We start from the raw sequence: 19,801 nt of genomic DNA on the forward strand, positions 1-19,801 counted from the left end.
CAGCGGCGTTCCGCGCAGCAGCCGCTCGCAGGGACGCTCCACCCAGCGGTGGAGCGCGCCCGCCGCCGCCAGGGTCGTCGCGCCGAGCAGCAGTTCGACGGCGAGCAGCGCCTCCGTCCCGGCCGGGCGGCCGAGCGTCCAGAGCCAGCAGCGGATGCCGATCTCGTGCACCAGGTACCAGGCGTAGGACCACTCGCCGAGGCGCACCGCCGTCCGCCCGGCCAGCAGCCGGGGCCCGCCGCCCGGCCCGAGGTCGCGGTGGGCGGCGGCGGCCAGCAGGGCGGCGAACAGCGGTGCCGGGACGAGCTGGGCGGCGCTGTACGGTCCCCACCACACGGTGTCGGGGACGGCCGCGTGCCAGGGCACCAGCAGCGCGTGCCAGCCGGCCACCGCCGCGGCGGCCGCGCCCAGCGGCACCCTGGGCAGCAGCCCGTGCCGCACCGCCAGCCCGGTGACCACCCCGAGCAGGAACTGCGGGGTGCGGGCCAGCGGCAGGTAGTCCAGCAGCCAGCCGCGCAGCGCCGGATCGGCCGGCAGCAGCGCGCCCGCCGCCCACAGCGCCGGTCCCAGCGCGGCGCACCCGGCCGCCAGCGGCAGCCAGGTCCGGCGGCGCGGCGCGAGCGTCCGCAGCAGCAGCGGGAACAGCAGGTAGAACCAGGCCTCCGCGCCCAGCGACCAGGACGCCGGGTTGCCGCCGAGCACCGTCCCCGGCGCCCAGGTGTGCAGCAGTGGCAGCGACCAGAGCGCGGCCGCCGGCAGGAGGGCCCGGCCCAGCGCGGCGTCCGCGCCCAGGGAGAGCGCCGTGGCCAGCGCGTGCAGCGGCCAGATCCGGGCGAACCGGCGGCGCAGGAAGGAACGGGCGGGCGCGCGCGAGCCCTCGTACGTCCAGGCGAGGACGAAGCCGGAGAGGACGAAGAAGAAGGTGACACCGGAGCGCCCGTACCAGGCGAGCGGTCCGAGCACCGGCGGCTCGCCGACCTTGCGCGACAGGTGGTACAGCACCACCAGCAGCGCGGCCCAGAACCGCAGCCCGGTGAGCGAGGGCAGACGGCTGGGCATCGGGCGCTCCGGGGAGAGGGAGAAGGGGCGAGGGATGGGGGACGGGCGACGCCGGGTGAACGAGCGCGCCCGGCGCGGGGTCACGGACGGCGTGGCGGCCGCCGGGCGCGTAGCCTGCTGGGGCGGACGGACGGAGGGGCGATGACGGTGGAGGAACAGCGGGCCGGCAGCCGGGTCAGCCGGCCGGAGATCAGGCTGGTGCGGCGCGGGTTCACCGATCCGGCGCGGGCGCTGCGGCTGCTCGCCGAACCGGCCCTGGACGGTCTCGCCGCGGACCCGCTGCTGCTCGACGCGCTCGCCGCCACCGCCGACCCCGACCTCGCGCTGCTCGGCCTGTCCCGGCTGCTGGAGGCCGCCGACCCGGGCGACCGGCGGACCCTGCGCGACACCCTGACCACCTCCAAACCGCTGCGCGACCGGCTGCTCGGCGTGCTCGGCGTCTCCACCGCGCTCGCCGACCACCTGGCCCGGCACCCGCACGACTGGCACGTCCTGGTCACCTTCGAGCTGCGCGACATGCACCCCGGCCCGGAGGACTTCCGCCGCGCGCTCGCCGGGGCCGTCACCGCCGAGGAGGCCGATCCCGCCGACGCGCTGCGGGTCGCCTACCGCCGCTGCCTGCTGGCCATCGCCGCCCGCGACCTCACCGGCACCACCGACCTCGCCCAGACCGCCGCCGAACTCGCCGACCTGGCCGGCGCCACCCTGCAGACCGCCCTCGACCTGGCCGCCGCCCAGGACCCGGACGCCGCCGCGGCCTGCCGGCTCGCCGTCATCGGCATGGGCAAGTGCGGCGGGCGCGAGCTTAACTACGTCTCCGACGTCGACGTCGTCTACGTCGCCGAGCCCCGCGAGGGCGTCGACGAGCAGGAGGCGCTCCAGGCCGCCACCCGGCTGGCCGCCGCGCTCACCCGGCTGTGCGCCGACACCACCGGCGAGGGCACCATCTGGCCGGTCGACGCCAACCTGCGCCCCGAGGGCCGCAACGGCCCGCTGGTCCGCACCCTGGCCAGCCACCTCGCGTACTACCAGCGCTGGGCCAAGACCTGGGAGTTCCAGGCACTGCTCAAGGCCCGCCCGGTGGCCGGCGACCCGGAGCTCGGCGAGGCGTACACCGCCGCGCTGGCGCCGCTGGTCTGGCAGGCCGCCGCCCGGGAGAACTTCGTCACCGACGTGCAGCAGATGCGCCGCCGGGTGATCGATTCGATCCCGTTCACCGAGCTCGACCGCCAGCTCAAGCTCGGCCCCGGCGGGCTGCGCGACGTCGAGTTCTCCGTCCAGCTGCTCCAGCTGGTGCACGGCCGCACCGACGAGGCGCTGCGCAGCGGCAACACCCTGGAGGCGCTGGCCGCGCTCTCCCGCGGCGGGTACGTGGGCCGTGCCGACGCCGCCTCGCTGGGCACCGCCTACCGGTTCCTGCGCTCGCTGGAGCACCGGATCCAGCTGCACCGGCTGCGCCGCACCCATCTGATGCCCACCGCCGAGGAGGACCTGCGCCGGCTGGCCCGCTCGCTCGCCCCGCTGATCAACGACGACACCCGGGCCGATCCGGTCGCCGCGCTCCAGCGGGAGTGGAAGCGGCACGCCGTCGAGGTGCGCCGGCTGCACGAGAAGCTGTTCTACCGGCCGCTGCTGGACGCCGTCGCCGAACTGCCCCCCGGCGCGGCCGGCCTGCGCCCGGAGGCGGCCCGGGCCCGGCTGGAGGCGCTCGGCTACGCCGACCCGGCCGCCGCGCTGCGCCACCTCACCGCGCTCGCCTCCGGGGTCAGCCGCAAGGCGGCCATCCAGCGCACCCTGCTGCCGGTGCTGCTCGGCTGGTTCGCCGACTCCGCCGACCCCGATGCCGGGCTGCTCAACTTCCGCCAGGTCTCCGACGCGCTCGGCCGCACCCCCTGGTACCTGCGGCTGCTGCGCGACGAGAGCGCCGCCGCCGAGCAGCTGGCCCGGGTGCTGTCGGCCGGCCGGCTGGCCCCCGACCTGCTGCTGCGCGCGCCCGAGGCGGTCGCCGTGCTCGGCGACCCGCAGGGCCTGGCGCCGCGCGGGCGGGACGCCGTGGAGCGGGAGGTGCTGGCCGCCGTCGGCCGGGCCGACTCCACCGCCGGCCCGGTGGCCGCCGTCCGCGCGGTGCGCCGCCGGGAGCTGTTCCGCACCGCCGCCGCCGATGTGCTCGGCCGTTTCGGCGAGGACCCGGCCCAGGCCCTGGAGACGGCCGGCGAGGCGCTCACCGCACTGAACGCCGCCACCCTGCAGGGCGCGCTGCGGGCCTGCGTGGCCGGCTGGGAGTCCCGCAACGGCGCGCTGCCGACCCGGATCGCGGTGATCGCGATGGGCCGGTTCGGCGGCCACGAGCTGGGCTACGGCTCGGACGCGGACGTGCTCTTCGTGCACGAGCCGCTGCTCGGTTCGCTGGAGGAGGACGCCGCCCGGGCCGCCCAGGCGGTCTGCCTGGAACTGCGCGCCCTGCTGGCCGCGCCGTCCACCGAGCCGCCGCTGGAGGTGGACGCCGACCTGCGGCCGGAGGGGCGCAACGGCCCGCTGGTGCGCTCGCTCGCCTCGTACGCGGCGTACTACCGGCGCTGGTCGCACGCCTGGGAGAGCCAGGCGCTGCTGCGGGCCGAGCCGGTGGCGGGCGATGTGGAGCTGGGGGAGCGGTTCCGGCGGCTGATCGATCCGCTGCGCTACCCGGGCACCGGGGTGCCGGAACGGGACCTGCTGGAGATCCGCCGGATCAAGGCCAGGATCGAGGCGGAGCGGCTGCCGCGCGGCGCCGATCCGACCACTCACACCAAGATCGGCCGGGGCGGGCTGGCGGACGTCGAGTGGACCGTCCAGCTGCTCCAGCTCCAGCACGGGCACGGGCTGCCGGGGCTGCGCACCACCCGGACCAGGGCGGCGCTGGCGGCGGCGGCCGGGGCCGGGCTGGTCGGCGCCGAGGACGCGCAGGTGCTGGACGCGGCCTGGGTGCTGGCCTCCCGGGTGCGCTCGGCGGTGATGCTGGTGCGCGGCCGGCCGGGCGACTCCTTCCCGGCGGACGCCCGGGAGCTGGCGGGGGTGGCCCGCTACCTGGGGTACGGGGCCGGGCACAGCGGCGAGCTGGTGGACGACTACCGGCGCACCACCCGGCGGGCCCGGTCGGTGGTGGAGCGGCTGTTCTACGGATAGGTCCGGAGAGGGTTCCACGGCCTACGGAAGAGGGGCCCCGGCGGTGTCCGGGGCCCCTCTTCGCGTCGTACCGGCTCTTCGCGTCGTACCGGCGCTACCGCCGCGCGCTGCTCACCGCGGGTTCGCTCCACTGTTCCGGGACGGTGACCGGCTCGGCCGGCGGCTCCTCCCGGACGGGCACCCTCGGGAGCGCGTAGACCCACGAGTGGTACAGCCAGCGGGCGGCGAGGAAGCCGACCAGCAGGCAGAGCAGGCCGCCGACGGCGTCCATCCAGAAGTGGTTGGCGGTCGCGACGATCACCACCAGGGTGGCCACCGGGTAGAGCAGGCCGAGCACCCGGACCCAGGTCCGGCGGGCCAGGTAGAAGATGGTCAGACCGCACCACGTCGACCAGCCGATGTGCATCGAGGGCATCGCGGCGAACTGGTTGGAGACGTGGGTGGCCGGGCCGGAGGCCATCGAGCCCCAGGTGCCGTGCGTCTTCACGGTGTCGATGAAGCCGCCGTCGGTCATCAGCCGGGGCGGTGCCAGCGGGAAGAAGTAGAAGCCGACCAGCGCGATCGCGGTGGTGACGAACAGCACCGTGCGCACCGCGCCGTAGCGGCCCGGGTGCCAGCGGTAGAGCCAGACCAGGACGCCGATGGTCACGACGAAGTGCAGCGTCGCGTAGTAGTAGTTCATGCCGGTGATCAGCCAGCCGACGCCGTCCACCGCGTGGTTGATCGAGCGCTCGACGGCGATGCCGAGTGAGTGTTCGAGGTCCCATATCCAGCCGGCGTGCTTCTGCGCCACCGACTCCTGCTCGGGGACGGCGTTGCGCACCAGCGAGTAGATCCAGTAGCTGAGGCCGATCAGTGCCAGCTCGAACCAGATCCGCGGCCGCGCCGGGGAACGGCGCTGCTCGCGGACGCGGACGCGCAGGGCGGCGGTACGGGAAGGGGCCGCGCGGGTGGCTCCGTCGGGCATGCGGCCGCCGTTCTGCTGGATCTCGGTCGGTTCCCCCATGGACGAGAAGTCTGCCAGACGTCCCGTAGCCGTCCGCTCATCCTCCGGAAGTGGATTCTTCACCGACTGTCCCCCTTGAGAGGTAGGGGGTGGCTCCCACCGGGGGAGGGGGTGTGATCGGGTCTGGCGCGGACCGGTGGGACGGGCATACGTCCCATTGTCATGCCGGGAGGGCGGGGTGACGCAATCGGGGGTGGGGCGGCGGGGAGGGGGACGGACGGTCACCGGCCGGAACGCTTTCCGCATCGTGCTGAAACACGTTGCAGCCCACTGGGGCGGCGTGCCGTCGTGCGGGGTCCGAACGGCTTCAAGCCGCTTTCGGTTCCATTCAACGTATGGGGTTGTCCGAAAACCATCCCTGGCACGGCCGGAAAGGTGACGTGCCGCGCCCGTCCGGCGCCGCCCTCCGCCGCTCGGGCCGGGTTCGGGCCCTGAGCGCTGGTCAGTGCCCGCCGGAGGCGATCAAACCTTCCGGGCGGGAATGAGAACGATCTTCGGAAGTTCTGGTCGTCGTCACGCCGCCGTGTTCCCGGCGGGCGTACGGGCCGGTAGCTAATCGGCCAATCCATGGCATGCATCTGTCATTAACGGCTGGTTTACTGCCACGATTCCTCCGGCTGCAGACGAGGGGGCCCCACCCCCCGGTGCGGCTGTCCCAGGTGAGGAACGGTGCGTCCCCTGCCGGAAAACGCTCGACCACCTTGCTCCGCAACGCACCCGCGCCGCGTATCGGCGGCGGGGGCCCCCACTGAGTCGCAACCCCGCGGCCAGGTCTCTCCACCTCCGCGAACCCCGCGGCGGTCGGAAAAGGAGTCCGCATGTCCCGTTACGCCCACGCCCGGAAGGCAGCGGTTGTCATGGCCGCTACCACCGCGCTGCTGGTGACCGGCATCCCGGTCATCGCGCAGGCAGCCACCCCTGACGCGCCGGCGGCCGTCGCCGCGCAGCAGGCGAGCCGGGCCGAGCTGGTCGCCTCCGCGAACCAGCAGTCCGCCGGCCTCGCCCAGACCCTGGGCCTGACCGGCGAGGAGAAGCTGGTCACCAGGGACGTCGTCCAGGACGCCAACGGCGCCCGCCACCTGCGCTACGAGCGCACCTACGCCGGTCTGCCGGTGCTCGGCGGCGACCTGATCGTCCACCAGGACGCCACCGGAGCCACCACGGGCGTGACCAAGGCCAGCGAGGCCGTGCTCAGCGGCGTCAACACCACGCCGAAGCTCGCCGCGCCGAAGGCCCAGGAGGCCGCGCTGGCCGCCGAGGCCGGCTCCGCGCTCGACACCGCCCCGCGCCTGGTCGTCTGGGCCGCCGACGGCACCCCGAAGCTCGCCTGGGAGACCGTCGTCTCCGGCAAGCAGGAGAACGGCACCCCGAGCCGCCTCAAGGTCGTCACCGACGCCGCCACCGGGGCCGTGCTCAGCAAGGTCGAGGGCGTCAAGACCGGCACCGGCAACGGCGTCTTCGTCGGCACCGTGCCGCTGACCACCACCCAGAGCGGGTCCTCGTACCAGCTCAAGGACGGCACCCGCGGCGGCCAGTACACCACCGACATGGGCAACCGGACCTCCGGCAACGGCACGCTGTTCTCCAAGTCCAGCGACAGCTGGGGCAACGGCTCGGCGAGCAACCGCGAGTCCGCCGCCGTCGACGCCCAGTACGGCGCCGCCGCCACCTGGGACTTCTACAAGAACACCTTCGGCCGCAGCGGCATCCGCAACGACGGCGTCGGCGCCTTCAGCCGGGTCCACTACGACACCGGCTACGTCAACGCCTTCTGGGACGACGGCTGCTTCTGCATGACCTACGGCGACGGGGACAACGACACCCACCCGCTGACCGAGCTGGACGTCGCCGGCCACGAGATGAGCCACGGCGTCACCTCCGCGACCGCCAACCTCAACTACTCCGGCGAGTCCGGCGGCCTCAACGAGGCCACCTCGGACATCTTCGGCAACGCGGTCGAGTTCTACGCCAACCTGCCGAAGGACAACCCGGACTACCTGGTCGGCGAGCTCATCGACATCAACGGCAACGGCACGCCGCTGCGCTACATGGACAAGCCCTCCAAGGACGGCCGCTCGGCCGACTCCTGGTACTCGGGCGTCGGCAACCTGGACGTGCACTACTCGTCCGGTGTCGCCAACCACTTCTTCTACCTGCTGGCCGAGGGCAGCGGCGCCAAGGTGATCAACGGCGTCAGCTACAACAGCCCGACCGCCAACAACGTCACCGTCACCGGCATCGGCCGGGACAAGGCGCTGCAGATCTGGTACAAGGCGCTGACCTCGTACATGACCTCCACCACCAACTACGCCGCGGCCCGCACCGCGACGGAGAACGCCGCCAAGGACCTCTACGGCGCGGGCAGCGCCGAGGTGATCGCGGTCGGCACCGCCTGGGCGGGCGTCAACGTCGGCACCGTGCCCCCGAACCCGGGCGGCGTCACCGTCACCAACCCGGGCAACCAGAGCACCAAGGCCGGCACCGCGGTCAACCTGGCGATCAAGGCCACCGGCGGCAGCGGCGCGCTGACCTACTCGGCCACCGGCCTGCCGGCCGGCCTGTCGATCAACGCCTCCACCGGCGTCATCACCGGCACCCCGACCACCCTCGGCACCTCCAACGTCACCGTGACGGTCAAGGACACCGCGAACAAGACCGGGACCGCGAGCTTCACGTGGGCGGTCACCGACCCCAACACCAGCTGCACCCCGGCGCAGCTGCTGGGCAACGCGGGCTTCGAGACGGGTGCGGCCGCGCCGTGGACCGCCTCCAGCGGCGTGGTCGACAACTCGTCCTCGCAGGCCCCGCGCGGTGGTTCGTGGAAGGCCTGGCTGAACGGCTACGGCTCGACCCACACCGACACGCTGTCCCAGACGGTGACCATTCCGTCGGGCTGCAAGGCGACGCTGAGCTTCTACCTGCACATCGACACCGGTGAGAGCGGCACGACCGTGTACGACAGGCTGATGGTCCAGGCCAACGGCACCACGCTGAAGACCTACTCGAACGTCGACGCCGCCACCGGCTACCAGCTGCGCACCTTCGACCTGTCCGCGTACGCGGGCCAGACGGTGACCCTCAAGTTCACCGGCACGGAGGACGCCTCGCTGCAGACCAGCTTCGTGATCGACGACACCTCGATCGCCACGAGCTGACCCGGCGCCGGTGAGGCCGGCGGAAACCAGGTGAGACAGGGCAGGGCCCGGCGGTGCGACCGCCGGGCCCTGTGTCGTGCGCCGGGTGCCGGCGCCGTGGAGGCCCGGTGCGGCGCGATCAGCCGCGGCCGATGTACGGCATGGCGCTCGCCATCACGGTCGCGAACTGCACGTTGGCCTCCAGCGGCAGCTCCGCCATGTGCCGCACCGTACGGGCCACGTCGGCGACGTCCATGGTCGGCTCCACGGCGATCCGCCCGTCCGCCTGCGGCACACCGCCGCTCATCGCGGCCGTCATCTCGGTGGCGGCGTTGCCGATGTCGATCTGCCCACAGGCGATCCGGAACGGACGGCCGTCCAGCGACAGCGACTTGGTCAGCCCGGTGACGGCGTGCTTGGTCGCGGTGTACGCGGCCGAGCGCGGACGCGGGGCGTGCGCGGAGACCGACCCGTTGTTGATGATCCGCCCGCCCTGCGGCCGCTGCGTCCGCATCCGCCGGAACGCCGCACGGGCACAGAGGAAGGCGCCGGTCAGATTGACGTCGACCACCGCCCGCCACTCGTCGACGTCCAACTCGTCCACGGTGGCCGCGGTGCCGAACGCCCCCGCGTTGTTGAACAACAGGTCCACCCGCCCGAAGCGCTCCACGGCGGCCCCGAAGAGCGCGTCCACGGCAACCGGATCCGTCACGTCCGTGGGCACCACGGCGGCCCCGGCGACGGCGNCCCCCCGGTCTCCCGCAACGCCGCCTCCCGCCGCCCCGCCAGCACCACCCGCCAGCCCCCGCCCGCGAGCTCACGCGCGACGGCCCGCCCGATCCCGCTCCCGGCTCCGGTGACGACGGCGACGCGTTCCAGCATGGCGGGCTCCTCGGGGTCGCGGCGTTGCGGCTTCGGACGGACCACTCGATCCGCTCGACGATGCCACATCCTTCCTGACGCGCCCGGAGGCGGTCCGCCCGGCGGGATGTCTCGCGAGGGGATCGCTCGTTGGGGCGGTTCCGGTGGCGTCGCGTGGACGGGGGTCGGGGCGGGGCCCGCCGGGTGGCGGGGGAGGGGGCCCGCCGGTCGGCAGGGGCGGCCGGCGGGCTTTACCCGATCGGGGACAAACATTGGATCGGTGCTGGCCAACGCGCAACCGGGGGGTGGCGGGGCACGTCATAAGATCGCAGGACGGCGCGCCCGCCGCGAGGGCGGCGCGCGGTCTCCCGGGGGTCCGCGTTCGGTCGTGCCCCGGGTCTGTCCGGCCCCACCCGGGGGCCGCCGTCCGGCTCCGTGGGAGCGGGCGTGACACCGGTCGGAGAGTTCTCACCGTGCAGCCGCAGTCCTTCCGTTTCCGCGCCGTGCTGACCGGCGCCACCGCGTTCACCCTGGCCGCCGCGCTGGCGGCCTGCGGGGGCCCGGACGGCGGGAGCGCGGGGGCGTCGGGGGACGTGGCGAAGGGTGGTGCCGCTTCGTCCCCGACGGCCGGGGTGCCGGAGGCGGGTTCGGGTTCGAGCTCGGGTTCGAGCTCGGCCGCAGCCGCAGCCGCGCCGACCAGCACCGCGCCGACCACGACCGCGCCGCCCGCGCCGCCCAGCAAGGTGCTGATGCCCACCGGCCCGCAGGCGGCGTTCAGCAAGGCCAGGGACACCGCCGCCGGCCAGATCATGATGACGACGCTGACCGGTCCCAAGTCCGGGGTCAGCGGCAAGGTGTGGGTCTGGCTCCCGCCGGAGTACAACGACCCCAAGTACGCGAAGACCGGTTTCCCGGTGCTCACCCTGTACGCGGGCGGCCAGAGCGCCGGCTACAACACCTGGACCGACAACCAGCTGCCGATCCAGGAGATCGACGCCGACCTCGCCAAGCAGGGCAAGGCGCACCCCTTCATCATGATCATGCCGGTGCAGAACCTCGACTCCAACGAGGCCAAGGCCCTGGAGTGCGCGGACATCCCCGGCCAGCCGAAGATGGGCACCTGGATGGCCGAGGACATCCCCGACTTCGTCCGCGCGAACTTCCGCACCGTCAAGGGCCGCGACGGCTGGGGCCTGATGGGCGCCTCCACCGGGGCGTTCTGCAGCGCGAAGCTCGCCCTCCAGCACCCGGACACGTTCAAGGCCGCCGTTCCGATCGACGGCTACTTCACCCCCGACTCGCCGCTCTGGAAGGGTCACGAGACCGAGCGCCAGGCCAACAGCCCGGACCTGCTGGTGACCCAGGGCAAGGCCGACGTGCGGATGCTGGCCACCGCCGGCGGCGGCAACGCGTACGAGACGAAGCTGGTCAAGGCCTGGGTCGCCAAGGCCGCGCCGCCGCTCACCGTCGAGTACTACGAGCAGCCCGGCGGGAAGCACCTGACCAGCGACTTCAAGAAGATGATCCCGGACACCCTGCAGTGGCTCAGCAAGAACCTCACGGGGCCGCGGAGCGACTGAGCGGGGCCCCGCGCGAAGACGTCTTCGGGGAGCGGCTCCGGCGCGCGGGGCGGGTGCGGCGGAATGTTGCGCCGCGTTCGCCGCCGCGTTCTCCGGAACCGGTCGAAAGGCCGCTGAGCTGCACGTCAATCGGACATTGATTCGCCTCTGATGTGCTCTCACCACTGTGGTGGGAGGACGGGCACGCCGGTCGTGCCAGTCCCAGCCAAGCCTTGCCCGAGCGTGAAGAGAGTGCCATGCCCAGCCACCTGCTGCCCGTAGCGTCCCCGGTCTCGCCGGTCGTGCCCGCCCAGGGCGGCCCCGGCGGCCCCGTGCACGAGCACGCCGCCGACGAGGAACCGCAGGCCGTCCGCTTCGCCGGACTGCGGCTGGTCCACGCCGCGCTCCGCCGGGACCTCGCCCGGCTGCCCAACGCGCTGCGGCTGCTGCAGCCCGACGAGGACGAGAAGGGCGCCGCGCTGCTGCGGCACTGGACCTTCGTCACCGCCATGCTGACCTGCCACCACGAGCAGCAGGACACCCGGATCTGGCCGATCGTGCGCCGGTTCGCGCCCGAGCTGCGGCTGCTGCTGAACTGGCTGGAGTCGGACCACCACAACCTCGACCACTCCTTCACCCGGGTCACCACCCTGGTCCGGATCGCCAGCCGGGACACCGGGTCGGTCTGGCCGGTGGCCTACGCCATCGAGGACCTGGCGGCCCGGCTGGAGACCCATCTGCGGATCGAGGAGCGCCAGCTGCTGCCGCGGATGGAGAGCGTCTTCGCGGAGGGCTCGCGGGTCGGCGGCCTGCCCGAGCTGCTGGACGTGCTGCACTCGGCCGACGGCCCCGGCAGCCCGGACGCGCTCGCCTGGCTGATGGACGGCGTCGAGCCGGAGGTGGTCGAGCGGCTGCTCGCCGACTGCGACGACATGGTGGCCCGGCACTGGCCGCACTGGCAGGCCACCTACCAGCGGTGCACGGCGCCGCTGTGGGGGGCGCCCGGCGCCTGGGAGGCGGTGGACGACTGAGCGCCGGGGTTTTCGCGGGTCGTTGATCTACGCGCGTGGCCTGTGCCTTCGGCCTGTGCCTTTGGCGTATGCCCGGGGTGGTTCAGCGCAGGCCGAACCGGGCCAGGTACTCCGGCAGGTCGGCCGGGTCGTGGGTGGCCAGGCCGAGGTAGCCGTCCGGCCGGACGACGAACAGGCCCCGCCCGTACGTCCGCTCCGCGACACCGCCGTCGACGCGGTGTCCGCGCACCCCGGCGGGCAGCGGGGGAAGGGCGCGGCCGATCGCGAGCACGGTGACGTGCGGGCCGCGGAACAGCTCGAAGAGCCGGCGCCCGCCCGCGCCGTCGGCGCCGTCCAACGGGGCGTCGGGCGCCCGCTCGCCAGCCCGCGGCGCCCCCTCGGGCGGACCGGGGCGCGCCTCGACGGTCAGCGGGCCGTCCTCGTAGCCGAGCCCGAGCTGCTCGGTGCGCGGGCCGCGCCGCAGCGCGCCGGCCCGGACCCCGCCCGCGCGGTGCAGCCGGGTGGAGATCTCCAGCACGTCGGCGGCGATCGGCAGCCGCTCCTGCTCGTAGCTGTCCAGCAGTGCCTCGTCGGCGCCGTGCCGCAGCACCTGGCCGAGCTTCCAGCCGAGGTTGTACGCGTCCTGGACGCTGGTGTTGAGGCCCTGGCCGCCGGCCGGGGAGTGGACTGCGCCGCGTCGCCGGCCAGGAAGACCCGGCCCTCCCGGAACCGATCGGCGAGCGCCGCGCGCGGCCGGAAGCCGGAGGCCCAGTGCACGGCGCCGACCGCGGACTCCGGCAGGTGGGTGCGGGCGGCGATGGTGCGCCGCACGCCCCGCGCCGAGGTGTCGGGCTCCCCCGGGTCTCCGCCCGTCTCCGGGCCGCCGTCCGCGCCGAACTGGGCGAACAGCTGGAAGGCGGTGGTGCTCGGCAGCGGGCAGAGCAGCAGCGCGCCGCCGGGGCCCTTCGGCCAGCAGTGCCAGTTCTCGCGGTCCAGGCCGTCGATCTCGACGTCGGCGACCAGGGCCGGGCGCGGGTCGACCTGCTCGCCCGTCATCGGGATGCCGACCGCCCTCCGGACGGTGGAGCGGCCGCCGTCGGCGGCGACCAGGTAGCGGGCGGCGACCGTGCGCCCGGTGCCGTCGGGGCCGGTCAGCCGGGCCTCGACCCGGTCGGGGTGCTGGTCGAGGCCGCTCAGCGCGGTGCCGAAGGCGACCTCGCCGCCGAGCTCGCGCAGCCGCTCGTACAGCAGCTCCTGGGTGCGCCACTGCGGGAGCATCCAGCCCGCCGGGAACGGCACCGTCGGGTCCGGCTCGGCGCGTTCGACGAGGTCCCACTCGCCCTGCCGCTCGCCGTTCTCCCAGTTCATCATGCGCGGGTACGGGCGGCCGGCGGCGTGCACGGCGTCGAGCAGGCCGAGGTCCTCGAAGACCTCCAGGGTGCGGGGCTGCAGGCCCTTGCCGCGTGAGCCGGGGAACAGCGCCGGGGCCCGTTCGACCAGCAGCGCGGAGACGCCGCGCCGGGCCAGGTCGCAGGCGAGGGTCAGTCCGGTCGGCCCGGCGCCGACGATCAGGACCTCGGTCCGGTCCGGGTTCTGGGCGTGCGCCATCGCACACTCTCCTTAACGTTGTTAAGTGGCGGACGTCCAGAAGCATGGGCTTAACGGTGTTAAATTGTCAACGCCGGACGTCGGGGCTGGACGACCGCGCCGAACGGGAGCAGCAGTCCGGAGGGAGCGCCGCATGCCGCCGAAGCTGGACCGGGCCCAGGTGGTCGACACCGCCCTGCGCCTGCTCGACGAGACCGGGCTGGACGGGCTCACGCTGCGCCGGATCGCCGCCGAGCTGGACGTCAAGGCGCCCGCGCTGTACTGGCACTTCGCCAACAAGCAGGCGCTGCTGGACGAGATGGCCACCGAGATGCTCCGCCGGATGTCCGCCGGTCCGCTCACCGTGCCGGACAGCTGGCAGGAGGCGGTCACCGGCACCTGCCGCACCCTGCGGACCTCGCTGCTCGGCTACCGGGACGGCGCCAAGGTCTTCAGCGGCACCCGGCTCACCGACTCCGGACACACCGGGGGGCAGCACGCCCTGCTCGCCGTGTTCCAGCGGGCGGGCTTCGAACTCGGCGACGCCGTCCTCGCCTTCACCACCGCGTACGCGTTCACCATCGGTTTCGTGATCGAGGAGCAGGCCGTCCACCCGGTGCCGGGGGAGCGGGCACCCGGCTACGACCCGGACCGGCGGGCCGCCGGCATCGACCCCCAGCACGACCTGGCCGCCGCCGCGGGCCGGGAGCTCTTCGGCGGCTTCGAGCAGCGCTTCGAGCGCGGCCTGGCGATCGTCGTCGCCGGCATCGGGGCCGCGCTGCCGTCCCCGGCCACCGAGCGGTGAGGCGCCGCCCGCTCAGGTGCGGCGGGTGGTGGACGTCCAGAGGAAGGTGATCGCCCCGGTGACGGGGTGGGGCGGGGTGTGCGTGAGGCCGTCGGGCAGGGTGCTGCCGGCGTCGTCGACGGCGAAGCCGTTGCCGGCGGCGGTGAACCGCACGTGTCCGGAGTGGTCGGCCCCCCGCTCGTCGGTGACCACGATCTCGTAGGACCGGCCGGCCCGCACCGGAAGCTTCCGGACGCCCGCCGGTTCGACGCCGGCGAACGCGGAGTCCGACTGGACGCGCAGGTGGCACAGGGGCGGGGCGGTGAACGCCAGGCACGCCTCGCCGGCCTTCAGCGGTCCGCAGTCCCGTTCCCCTTCGATCGCGAGGCTGTGCAGGGTCCCGGCGGCGACGGCGACCACCCGCCGGTCGCGGGCGGCGTCCAGGAGGTCCGTCACCTGGCCGAAGTCCATCCGCGGGCCCGAGCCGTTCTGCGCGCTCCGGCCCGGTCCGGTGGCCAGCAGCTCGCCCTGGTCCGTGACCGCGAGGCTGTGGGCGAGCCCGCCGGCGACGGCGATCACCCTCCGGCCGTGCGCCTCCTCCTGGATCCGGGTCTGTCCGTACCGGTCGTCCCCGGCGGCGAGGAGTTCGCCCCGGTCGGTGATCGCCAGGCTGTGATCGCTGCCCGCGGCGACGCCGCTCAGAATTCCGTCCGGCCCCTTCGGCATCGGGGCGGAGGGGGAGCCGAGGAGCCGTCCGCGCTCGGGGAGGGCCAGGCTGAAGTGGGCGCCGGCGGCGACCTCGGCGATCCGCACGGTCCGCCCGCCGCCGGCGCCCGATCCGGCCTCCTCCCGGGCGATGGCGTCCTTGATCCCCCGCACCGCGTCATCGCCGTCGCAGCCGCCCTCGGCGAGCAGTTCGCCCTCGTCGGTGATCGCGAAGCTGTGGCAGAGGCCGGCGGCGATGGCGACCACGGTCCTGCCCCGGGCGGCGTCCAGGATCCTGGAGACCTGTCCGAACTCGTCGTTCCCGCCGGCGAGGAGGCGTCCCCGGTCGGTGAGGGCGAGGCTGTGCAGGCCCCCGGCGGCGACGCGGGTGATCGCGCCGCCGTCGGCCCGTTCCCGTTCGGCGGCCGCCAGGATCTCGGCGACCTGCCCGTAGTCGTCCGGGTGCTTCCTGGAGCCGTCCGGTCCCGCGCCGAGGAGGTCGCCGTCCTCGGTGAGGGCGAGGCTGTGGAAGGCGCCGGCGCTGACGGCGACGACGGTCCTGCCCTGGGCGGCGGTGCGGATGCCGGTCACCTGCCCGTGGTCGTCGCGTCCGTGGGCGAGCAGGCGGCCGCGGGCGGTCGCTCGAAGGCCGGGTGTGGGCATGGGCGTTCACCTTCCTCGGTGCCGGGGGGCGTCCCCGGGACGCTCGCTCAGCGCGCGGTGATCCTGGTGGTGAGGGTGTCCTTCCGCGCTGCTCCGCCGTCGGCGGTGAGCCGGGTGGTCAGCGTCAGCTGTCCGGCCACGTCGTCGGTGGTGGCGGTGAGGAACACCTGCTGGGGGTAGCCGGGAAGGATCGTGGTCTTCCAGGTGACGGTGGTGGCCGCGGACGTGCGGGTGAGGCCCGCTTCGGGGATGGTGTCGTCGTCGACCGAGACCTTGGTCTTCTCGGCCGTCACGATCACGGCGAACGTCGCCCCGGTGGTGGAGGGGCCCTGGTTCTCCAGGTTCCAGGAGTAGGCGATGTGGGAACCCGCGACGGCGGACTCGGGGGCGTTCATCGGCTCGGCGGTGAGGGAGGCCTTCGGTGTGACCGTCAACCCGGCCTGCGCCGAGCCGTCCTGGACGGTCTTGTCCCCGGCGGTGGCCGTTCCCTTCACCGTCGGGGTGCCCCGAGGGGTGTCGGGCGCGGCGGAGAACGTCAGTGAGATCTCGGCCTTGCCCGCCGCGTGCAGCGGCCCGGTCCCGACGGCCCAGGTCGCGGGCTCGACCGCCGCCGGTCGTCCGTCGACGAGGGCGCTGTGGAGGACCAGGCCCGTGGACGGGGCGGGGACGGCGGTGAGGCTCGCCGCGCCGCAGGCGGAGGGGCCGTTGTTGGTGACGGTCCAGGACATGGTCGCGGCCTGGCCGGGAACGACCGGGTCGGGCTTGGCGAAGGGCGTGCGCGGGGCCACCGTGAGGACGGCCCGGTGCGTGGTGGTCACCGCGACCGTGGCCGCCGGGACGTTCGCGGGGGCGCCCTTCCAGCCGGGGGTGGCGGAGATCGCCAGGGCGGTGCCGGCCGGGAGGTCGTCGTCGGGCCGGCAGACGGCCTCGACCGTGACGGGCTTGGCCGGCGCCGGGTCGAGCGGGAAGACGTGGGCCGTGCCGCCCTCCGGCGCCGTCCGTTCCTTCACGACGTGGCCGTCGACCGTGACGGAGTCCAGCCGGACCCGGTCGGGGACGCGGATCGTCACGGTCGCGTCGTCGAGCGGCCCCGCGCCGTCCGGCGTCAGGGTCCAGCCGGGCTTCAGCTCCGCGCCGGCGTCCACCGAGGAGGGGTTGGCCGCCGTGGCCGCCGCCGTCAGCTTCGCCCGGGAGACCGCGACGACGGAGGAGGCGTCGCCGGCCAGGTTCCGCGCGCCCTGGACGGCCTCGGCGTAGGTGAGGAAGAGGCCCGCGTGCGGCGGGTCGAGCACGCCGGTGAGCCGGACCGCCTGGGGGAGCTTCTGGCCGGCCTTGACGGTGGCGAAGCCGACGGCGCCGCTCCCGGCCTTTCCGCCGGCGGGGGAGTCCACCGTGGAACCGGTCAGGTAGCCGCTGGGGGTTACCTTGACGGTGATGTCCTGGGCGTCGGCGTGCGAGGTGTTCTCCAGGTCCCACGTGAAGGTCGCGGTCGAGCCGATGTCGACCGGCGCGGTGACGTCCGACCCGGTCAGCCGCAGCACCGCGCCGGCCTCGACGGTCGGCGTGGGGTCGGTCTTCGGGCCCGTCCCGTCGGCGTTGGCGCCGGTGACCAGGGCCTGACGGGACGCCAGCCGTGCGCCGCCCTGGTCGGCGCCGACCAGGTAGCGGACGGTGACGTCCGTGGAGGTGCCGCCTTTGACGGTGCCGAGCTTCCAGGTGAGCGTCGGGCCGGCCGGGCCGGTGGGAGCGGGGACGGCCTTGTCGTAGGTCGTCCGGGCGTCGTGGCCGGTCATGGTCAGTCGGACGTCGGTGGCGTCGGCGGACCCGGTGTTGTGCACGGTCCACAGGTAGCTGACGTCCGCGCCGGCGACCGCCGTTCCCAGGACCTTCCCGAGCAGTTCCAGCGTGGCCTTGAGCGTCGCCCCGGCCTTGGCGGTCACCTTGTCGGCGTCGGAGGCGGTGACCTCAAGGTGCACGGTCAGATCGGCCGGGGCCGCCTGGTCCGGGGCGCCCTTCACCGTCAGTGACGTGGCGGCGTCCTTCTTCAGGTCGGGGAGGTCGGCCACGAGCTGGTTCTGCCCCTGCTCGCGCGGCGTGAGCTTCGTCTCGCCGGCCTGGACCGTGACCTTGTTCTGGGCCAGCCCCTTGGGCAGGGTGACGGTCAGGGTGGGCTTCTTCGCGGTCGAGGGGCCCTTGTTGGTGAGCTTCCAGGTGTAGGTGACCTCCTTCCCGGCGGCGACCGCGGCCGGCTCGGCCTTGCCGTCGGGCAGGTCCAGCTTCACCACGGGCTTGGTGGCGACCTCCAGGGTGCGCGTGGCCGGGGTGACGACGTTCAGGGCCTCCGCGACGCCCTCCACGGTGACGGTGCCGGGCGGGTCGTCCGCCACCTCGGCGGTGATCCTGACCTTGGCGTCCTTGCCCGGCTTCAGGGTTCCGGGCTCGAACAGCACGGTGCCGCCGCCGAGGTTCTCCGCCTCGGTGCCGGAGTCGGGGTCGGTCCCGGTCACGGTCAGTCCGGTGGGGACGGTGACGGTGACGGCGGACGGGAAGTCGGTGTCCTTCTCCCCGGTGTTCTTCACGGTCCAGGTCAGCACCACCTCGCCGCCGGCCTTGCTCGGCCCGGCGGCGTCGGTCCGGGCGTCCAGGCCGAGCGTCGTCAGGTCCTCGTCGTCCTTGTTGCGCCGTGAGTTGTCGTTGCCCGAGGAGCTTCCCCCGCCGGGCAGGGCGAGCAGCGCCAGGAAGCCGAACAGCCCCAGGAGCCACTTCCACCAGTCGTTGTCGTCGTCCTTGTCCTTGGACGGCTCCCACTTCTGGCCGTCGCCGGACGCCGTCGCGTGCACGGCCAGCGGGGCCCCGGGCGCCGCCGGGTCGTTGTCGTCGGCGCTCACCGCGGCCGTCGCCGTGAGGTCGCCCGCGGCGTCCTGGTCGACCACGGTCATGAAGGGGACCGTCCAGCCGTCGGTCCGGGGCGCCAGCTTCCCCGGACGCCACTCGTACGCGCCCCCGCCCGCGTCGGTGAGCCCCTTGACCTTCGCCATCCGGGGGTGGGGCTTCACCTTCGCGGGGAGGCGGATCCGTACGACGGGGTCGGCCGACGCGACGAGGCCCGCGTTGTCGATCCGCCACTGGAACGCCAACTCGCCGCCCGGCCGCACCTTCGCGGGGAAGGCGTAGCCCTCCTGGACGGTGAGGTAGGGCGTCGGGACCAGTGCGAGGACGTCGGGTGACGCGCCCCCGGAGAAGATCCGCGCCACCGGGCCGGTGAAGCCGACGTCGCGCAGCAGGTACGGGCTCGCGTCGCCGAAGCCGTTCGAGGGCTTGCGGTCGGCGGCCTTGGGGAACGTCCGCTCCACCGAGTCGCCTCCGCCGCCCTTGACGTCGGCGGCCACCACGCGGCGTCCGCCGTCCTGCTCGTAGAGGAGGAAGGCGTAGTAGCCGGCCGCGACGTCCAGGCAGGACGGCTCCCGGAACAGCAGCCGCTTGCCGAACGGGGTCGCCGGTCCGGCGCCCCACGCGTAGGCGGTGCCGTCCTCGGTCAGCGCCATGCTCAGCCGGCCGGACGCCGACACCGCCCGCACCTTGGCGCCGAGCAGTTCCGGGGGCGGCGCCACGAAGGCGTCCTGCGGATTCTTCGCCCAGAAGACCAGCCGGCCCTTCGAGGTGAGCACGAGCGCGTGGTGGCCGCCGGCCGCGATCGCGACGGCGTTCTCGCCCCCGCTCGGCCGGTAGACGACCAGGGCCTTGCCCCGCCCCTCCCAGTCGCCCCACCAGTGCGCCGTGCCGTCGACGATCGCCAGCAGGCAGTCCGGGCCGGCGGCGATCGTCGAGGCCTTCTGGTCCCGGACCTCGTCCGGCATGCTCGCCCGGAGCATCTCCGGGTAGCCCTGGTCACCCCAGACGACCACCTCGCCGGCGGTGCTCAGCGCCGCCGCGAACCGCGCTCCGCACGCCACGGCGGTCACGCCGCCCGGCACGGCGGGGGCCGGTGGCGGGGTGTCGCCCCACTGGAACACCGCGTTGTCGCGCAGGGCGGTGTTCCAGCCGGTGCCGCACGAAGCGGTGGCGACCACCTCGCCGGAGAGCTCCTTGGGGAGCTTCGGCGTCGGGGTGTCGCTCTTCAGGACCCTGCCGAAAAGCTGTGTCACCGGGGGACTCCTCGACCTCTCGACTCCTCGGCCGCCCGGCTGCTCGGCCGTGCCGGGGTCTCTGCTCCGGGTGAGGCTAGCCACCCCCGGCGGGCCGGTTCGCGCGCCACCCCACTCCGCTCCCCC

9 protein-coding genes and 2 pseudogenes are annotated in these 19,801 nt (G+C 74.2%); 5 read left to right on the forward strand and 6 right to left on the reverse strand.

Annotation, left to right across the window (positions count from 1 at the left end):
• Window positions 1-1,059: acyltransferase family protein (locus ABD308_RS18680; protein ID WP_344335911.1), on the reverse strand; the 1,059-nt coding region annotated here is incomplete at its 3' end.
• A gap of 141 nt (window positions 1,060-1,200) precedes the next feature.
• On the opposite strand from ABD308_RS18680, the gene ABD308_RS18685 reads away from it, so the two are divergent.
• Window positions 1,201-4,221 carry a bifunctional [glutamine synthetase] adenylyltransferase/[glutamine synthetase]-adenylyl-L-tyrosine phosphorylase gene (locus ABD308_RS18685; RefSeq protein WP_344335914.1) on the forward strand — a complete coding sequence of 1,007 codons (3,021 nt, stop codon included), beginning with the start codon at window positions 1,201-1,203 and terminating at the stop codon, window positions 4,219-4,221.
• A 94-nt stretch (window positions 4,222-4,315) separates the two neighbouring features.
• Here the strand turns inward: ABD308_RS18685 and ABD308_RS18690 are convergent, their stop codons facing one another.
• A complete protein-coding gene (locus ABD308_RS18690) occupies window positions 4,316-5,227 on the reverse strand; it encodes a phosphatase PAP2 family protein (RefSeq protein WP_344335916.1) in 912 nt (303 codons plus the stop codon).
• A gap of 818 nt (window positions 5,228-6,045) precedes the next feature.
• On the opposite strand from ABD308_RS18690, the gene ABD308_RS18695 reads away from it, so the two are divergent.
• Window positions 6,046-8,382 carry a M4 family metallopeptidase gene (locus ABD308_RS18695; protein ID WP_344335918.1) on the forward strand — a complete coding sequence of 779 codons (2,337 nt, stop codon included), beginning with the start codon at window positions 6,046-6,048 and terminating at the stop codon, window positions 8,380-8,382.
• A 118-nt stretch (window positions 8,383-8,500) separates the two neighbouring features.
• Here the strand turns inward: ABD308_RS18695 and ABD308_RS18700 are convergent.
• Window positions 8,501-9,243, reverse strand: a pseudogene (locus ABD308_RS18700) (SDR family oxidoreductase).
• A 452-nt stretch (window positions 9,244-9,695) separates the two neighbouring features.
• Here ABD308_RS18700 and ABD308_RS18705 point away from each other — a divergent pair.
• Window positions 9,696-10,802 (forward strand): alpha/beta hydrolase, encoded by a 1,107-nt coding sequence (locus tag ABD308_RS18705; RefSeq protein ID WP_344335920.1) that lies wholly within the window; start codon window positions 9,696-9,698, stop codon window positions 10,800-10,802.
• A gap of 236 nt (window positions 10,803-11,038) precedes the next feature.
• Entirely contained in the window at window positions 11,039-11,812 is a 774-nt protein-coding gene (locus ABD308_RS18710; protein WP_344335922.1) for a hemerythrin domain-containing protein, read from the forward strand.
• A gap of 82 nt (window positions 11,813-11,894) precedes the next feature.
• On the opposite strand, the pseudogene ABD308_RS18715 reads toward ABD308_RS18710, so the two are convergent.
• A pseudogene (locus ABD308_RS18715) lies at window positions 11,895-13,399 on the reverse strand (FAD-dependent monooxygenase).
• 133 nt (window positions 13,400-13,532) lie between these two features.
• On the opposite strand from ABD308_RS18715, the gene ABD308_RS18720 reads away from it, so the two are divergent.
• Window positions 13,533-14,183, forward strand: coding sequence for a TetR/AcrR family transcriptional regulator C-terminal domain-containing protein (locus ABD308_RS18720; RefSeq protein ID WP_344335925.1), 651 nt, complete (start codon window positions 13,533-13,535; stop codon window positions 14,181-14,183).
• A 12-nt stretch (window positions 14,184-14,195) separates the two neighbouring features.
• Here the strand turns inward: ABD308_RS18720 and ABD308_RS18725 are convergent, their stop codons facing one another.
• Both ABD308_RS18725 and ABD308_RS18730 read right to left on the reverse strand, forming a co-directional pair.
• A complete protein-coding gene (locus ABD308_RS18725; RefSeq protein WP_344335927.1) occupies window positions 14,196-15,530 on the reverse strand; it encodes an RCC1 domain-containing protein in 1,335 nt (444 codons plus the stop codon).
• A 47-nt stretch (window positions 15,531-15,577) separates the two neighbouring features.
• A complete protein-coding gene (locus tag ABD308_RS18730) occupies window positions 15,578-19,675 on the reverse strand; it encodes a hypothetical protein (protein ID WP_344335929.1) in 4,098 nt (1,365 codons plus the stop codon).
• Window positions 19,676-19,801: the final 126 nt, after the last annotated feature.

Source organism: Kitasatospora putterlickiae, from assembly GCF_039527695.1.
In the GTDB taxonomy this organism is placed as follows: Bacteria; Actinomycetota; Actinomycetes; order Streptomycetales; family Streptomycetaceae; genus Kitasatospora; species Kitasatospora putterlickiae.

Bases quoted from the DNA above. Each gene is read 5' to 3' on its own strand.
- ABD308_RS18685 (WP_344335914.1), top strand. From the start codon at position 1,201: ATGACGGTGGAGGAACAGCGGGCCGGCAGCCGGGTCAGCCGGCCGGAG.
- ABD308_RS18690 (WP_344335916.1), bottom strand. From the start codon at position 5,227: ATGGGGGAACCGACCGAGATCCAGCAGAACGGCGGCCGCATGCCCGAC.
- ABD308_RS18695 (WP_344335918.1), top strand. From the start codon at position 6,046: ATGTCCCGTTACGCCCACGCCCGGAAGGCAGCGGTTGTCATGGCCGCT.
- ABD308_RS18710 (WP_344335922.1), top strand. From the start codon at position 11,039: ATGCCCAGCCACCTGCTGCCCGTAGCGTCCCCGGTCTCGCCGGTCGTG.
- ABD308_RS18720 (WP_344335925.1), top strand. From the start codon at position 13,533: ATGCCGCCGAAGCTGGACCGGGCCCAGGTGGTCGACACCGCCCTGCGC.
- ABD308_RS18725 (WP_344335927.1), bottom strand. From the start codon at position 15,530: ATGCCCACACCCGGCCTTCGAGCGACCGCCCGCGGCCGCCTGCTCGCC.